Here is a 3765-nt window from a genome sequence, read left to right as displayed (position 1 = left end):
GCTTCGGGCAGTGAGTGCGGCATGCCGGTCGGCTGGGCGCCGTACTGTTCGGCCTGGTCGAGCAGGTCCTTCTTCTTGCGCTGCACCTGCTCCTTGGCCTGCTGGGCGGGCAGCAGCTGCATGTCGACGGTGAAGTCGACGGGAAAGTCCAGGGATTCGAGCTGCGCCAGCAGGTCGGCAGACTCCACAGTCCGGGCCGCGGGCAGCTCGGCCAGCGCGAGATGCGCCTGATAGCCGGTGCCGTCCTCGCACTCCACCTGCAGCCAGCGCCGCAGCAGCGGCGACGCCCCGCCCCTGCGCCACCAAGCCCCCACCGGCTTTTCGCTGCTCTTGTTCCTTCGGCGACGCCCCACCCCTTTGGCGCCAGTGTCGTTGTCGGGGGTGGCGGGGCGGCCGCCTTCGAGGAGCCGGACCTGTCCGAGGTCCGCGTACGAGGGGGACTGCAGTTCGCCGTCCTTGACCCGGCCGCCGTACAGCGTCGATTCCTCCGCATCAGCGAGGAGCGGTTCTTCCAGGCCGCGGTGCAGGGCGTGCTGGACCATCCACACGATTTCCGCGGGGGACGCGGGCCGCAGCGTGAGGCCGCCGCCGATGGCCGCCTCCATGCGCCGTGCCCGGTCGGTGTATTCGGCGACCTCACCGGCGGCTACGGGCACGGGCGGCAGTCCGAGCGCGTCGCACACTTCGGCCCGCAGTGCCGTGCCAGTTGCCGCGAGAGCGAGGGTGCCCTGGGGGGAGGACAGCGGCACGGCAAGCCACAGGGTGCGGCGGTGCATCTCCTGTCCGGCGAGAAGGTCCAGTCCGGCGGCCGTGGTCTCCGCCCACGCGGGCAGGCGCTGCCAGTCGACGCCGTCGACCATCCGCTCGGCGGTCTCGCCCGGATCGACCCTCGCGGCCAGACCGAACAACCGCGGCGCCCCGGTCAGGGAACGCACCAGCGCCGTGACACGGCCGAGGAGTTCGTCACGGACCCGGGTGGGAACATAGCGGCCGCCGGTCGGCTGCACGCGCCAGATCGCCCAGACGCTGCCCGTCGTCGACCACACCAGATGCCCGGCGATGTGCCGGAACGGGACCCGCATCACGACCTCCCCATCGCACGGCCGCCGTTGGCGCCGGCCAGCAGCTGCGCCAGACCACTGGCAGGCAGCGCCGAGGGCAGGGGCTGCACGGACGGCGCCGAACCGCGGCCGGCTGCGGCAGCACCAGCGTTTGGTGCGTCCTCGATGACGAACGCGCCGGACAGCGAGGTGGGGCGCCGGTCACGAGCGGCGCGCCCGCCGATCCGGCCCGCCGGGTGCTGCGCAAGGACGGTCAGCCAGCCGAGCGCCGCGGTGAACGGGGAGCGGCCGCCGATCTTCGCCCCGCGCACCGCCCAGATCGAAACAGCCCACAGGACGACGGGTATCGGGCCCAGCCACGACCACCAGCTGAACGTCTTGACGAGCAGCACTGCGCCGCCCGCCATGACGACCAGCTGCGCCGGGGTGTAGGGGCCGAACCAGATGACCCAGTCGCCGAGCTTGCCCAGCACCCACGGATGCCGGCGGGCAGCGGTGTAGACGCGGGCGACCTGCGATCGCGTGGCGGCCGGGGCGCTCACGACGCACCACCGGATGCCGCGTCCCCGGACGGCCGTGCACCGCCGTCGCCGTCGCCATCGACCATGACCGTGACCGAACCGGCGGTGCCTGCCGGGTTCTTGACCTCGTCCTCGAAGAGGTTCGCGAGCGTGGTGCGCGAGTCGTAGATGCCGAGCGCCAGCACCATGCCGATCAGCGCGCCGATTCCCGCCTTCAGGCTGGCCTTGCGGACGACGGTGATGACGACGATCGCGATCAGCGCGACCTGCAGGCCCTTGTCGCTCCAGTTTCCGAGCGTGTTCAGCAGCGAGTCCCCCAGGTCGGCGGCCTTGCCCGCCAGGAGCACGTTCCCGTTCATCGCGATGTACCCCCCGGCGTTGCGTCATCGAGAGCGGACGGGGCAGCCGGTTTCGCTGATGGTGCACCGGCCTCCAGCGCGATGACTTCCCACCTCGAGGAACGGGCGGTCATCGTGAGCGTGTAGAGCAGCGGCCACCGACCCGCCTGGCCCTCGGCCGTCACCCGGGCCTGCACCCGCACCTTCGTCCCGTCTGCGGGAACGGCTCCGTCGGCGAGGTCGGACTCGGCTGCTACCTCGTCGACCCGCACCGAGGTGTATCCCGAACGGTGCACTGCGGCGAGTTCGGTTCCCGGTGACAGGTAGCGGCCTACCTCACCGACTCTGGCGAGATAGGCGTTGAAGAAGGCGCCCAGCGACGACGCGAGCGGGCCGCCGGACGGGAGGACGTGCTCGAACGAGGAGTCCTCCGCCGCGGCGGCCAATGGTCCGGCGACTTCAGCAGGGGCACCGGTCACGGTGAAAGCTCCGGCGCCGGTCGTGCCCGGTGTCACGGTGACCGGTACGGCGAAGTACCGCACCTGCGTCTCCGCTTCACTCTCCCGCGGCTTGTGCCCCTCAGGGGTGGCTGGGGTGAGCTGTGCGGCGACGATGACCGACCATCGGTCACCTTCCAGCTGCGCACTGCGCACTGCGACCGTGCGCAGCACCTGCTGCGCACGCTGCGCATCGGCCGGGCGGGGCAGTTCGACATCGGGGGCGAGCGTGTGTACTGCCTGCGCAGTGCGGCTGTCCGGGGCGCTGGCGTCGCTGCGCAGCCACAGTTCGCAGAACAGTTCTGCCACCCCGGCCGGGTCCGTGCTGCGCACCGCGGGCGCCCCTGCGGCTGTCGGCTGTGCAGGCGGTATCAGGGTGCGGGGCGTCAGGCAGGCGACGGCGAGCGCGACGGGGCCGGTCGCCAGCGCGGCCCACACCCCGATCCGGATGCCGGACACCCTGCGGCGCGCGGTCCGCAGCGTTTCGGGGGAGGCACTGGGGGAGTGGAGAGCGCGGGATGGGCGGGGCGCCGATGATGGGGCTGGACCGCGTGGGGTACGAGGCATGAGAGGGCTCCTGGAGTGCGAGGCGACCGGGATCGCCTCTATGGAGCCGCACGTCACGCACCGATTCGCGCACCACCAGAGCCCGCGAACATCACAGTTCGAGCGCGAAATCGCTGGTGCGTTCCCGGTGCGTGCGTGGTGCGTTGACCCTGCCGCGCCCCAGGCCTGGTCACACCCGCTACCTCGCTTGCCGACGCAGCCGGACGAAGGCGAGGACGGGTGGACGCATCACACCCCTGGTCCTCGAACGCACCACAGGAAAGGTGACGCACCACTGCTGCGCACACGGGCAACGCACCGCCGTGTGCGCATCGGATCGGGCAACGCACCACGAGTGCGCAGCTGGCGGAGCTGCGCAGTGCGCAGCATGCGGTCCAGCTGCGCACGGCCGGGCGTGCGTTGCGCAGTGCAGGGCTCGCCTGCGCGTGCTTGCCGTGAGCGGTCGTCAGCCGGCGTCGTTCAGCTCGCCCAGGATGCGGAACGCCTGCCGCTCGGAGATGTTTTCGGCTGCGGCGATCTGGGCGGCGGTGGTGTGGGGGTTGTCCTGCAGCATCCGCGCGATGCGTTCGCGGCGTGCAGCGACCTTGGGGGACCGGTCGCGGGGCTTGGAGTCCTTGCTGCCCTTGGGGCGTCCGCCGCCGGCACCTTCGCCGGGGCGCTGGGCGGGCCACTCGAGGATGGTGCGGCGGTAGAAGTGCGCCACACCGCACACGACCTTGTCCGGCTTGGGCCCGTAGCCGTGGTTGATGTAGCTGCGCCATGCCTCGGGCTTGAGCTCGAC

At 71.6% G+C, this 3765-nt stretch carries 3 protein-coding genes and 2 pseudogenes; all 5 read right to left on the bottom strand.

The window, feature by feature from the left end:
• A pseudogene (locus AC067Z_RS38630) lies at window positions 1-1082 on the bottom strand (ATP-binding protein); the annotation flags it as partial.
• Window positions 1082-1603, bottom strand: coding sequence for a hypothetical protein (locus AC067Z_RS38625; protein WP_478794318.1), 522 nt, complete (start codon window positions 1601-1603; stop codon window positions 1082-1084). The pseudogene AC067Z_RS38630 and the gene AC067Z_RS38625, both read right to left, overlap by 1 nt.
• Window positions 1600-1941, bottom strand: a complete 342-nt coding sequence (locus tag AC067Z_RS38620; protein ID WP_478794317.1) for a hypothetical protein — start codon at window positions 1939-1941, stop codon at window positions 1600-1602. The genes AC067Z_RS38625 and AC067Z_RS38620 overlap by 4 nt, the downstream gene beginning before the upstream one ends.
• Window positions 1938-2876 carry a conjugal transfer protein gene (locus AC067Z_RS38615; protein ID WP_478794316.1) on the bottom strand — a complete coding sequence of 313 codons (939 nt, stop codon included), beginning with the start codon at window positions 2874-2876 and terminating at the stop codon, window positions 1938-1940. The genes AC067Z_RS38620 and AC067Z_RS38615 overlap by 4 nt, the downstream gene beginning before the upstream one ends.
• A 553-nt stretch (window positions 2877-3429) precedes the next feature.
• Window positions 3430-3765: pseudogene (locus tag AC067Z_RS38610) on the bottom strand (hypothetical protein); the annotation flags it as partial.

This window comes from Streptomyces sp. NPDC043812 (assembly GCF_056436245.1).
The sequence above is the reverse complement of the archived record's forward strand: the minus strand, read 5'-3'. Positions and strand labels throughout refer to the sequence as shown.

Coding starts and splice junctions, on each gene's coding strand:
- AC067Z_RS38620 (WP_478794317.1), bottom strand. CDS start 1,941: ATGAACGGGAACGTGCTCCTGGCGGGCAAGGCCGCCGACCTGGGGGAC.